Source organism: Priestia sp. P5_B4, from assembly GCF_056400385.1.
Window position 1 is genome coordinate 1 of the sequence record NZ_JBFULJ010001477.1, and the last position, 571, is coordinate 571.

Below are 571 nucleotides of genomic sequence, written 5' to 3' on the forward strand. Positions count from 1 at the left end.
TTTTAAAAGATAACGGGCCACATCTCTTTTGGATTTAACTCGTATTCTCCATTTTGCCTATACATAAAATGCTGCATAATTAATTCTCTGCGAATCGTTGCATAATCTTCATGATATTTTTTTATATGTTCATTCAGTTCTTTCTCTTGATACGTTTTTCCGTGCTGTAAATCGCGTATTACATAGGCTAATATTACGTTCTTTTTCTTTCTTTGACTTGGAATGATCTTTAAAGTTCCATCACTATTTATAAAGTTTTTAACAATCGATAATTTGTCTTTATCCTGTAAATGGTTTTCTTGATTTTCCATCGAATCCTCTCCAATACTCAAAATAGCCTTCGAGTTATATTCAAGTCTTTCAAGGTCTAGATAAAAATAAATAATGTTTCCTTGTCTTCTTTGATAAATAATTCCTACATTTCTTAGTTTTGAAATGTGATGAGTAATAGTTGAAGGCTGCAACCCCAGCTTATAAGCAATGGCTTGCCCGTGAAGAGGCCCTTTTTTTAATAGTGAAATAATTCTAATCCTGGTAGGATCACCAACGGTGATCCTACCAGGATTAGAAT

1 protein-coding gene is annotated in these 571 nt (G+C 32.6%); it reads right to left on the bottom strand.

The features are described 5' to 3' along the window. Positions 1–2: 2 nt before the first annotated feature. On the bottom strand, positions 3–554 hold the full coding sequence (locus tag AC1DRF_RS31705; RefSeq protein ID WP_477742789.1) for a DUF2087 domain-containing protein: 552 nt from the start codon (positions 552–554) through the stop codon (positions 3–5). Between the last annotated feature and the right edge of the window lie 17 nt (positions 555–571).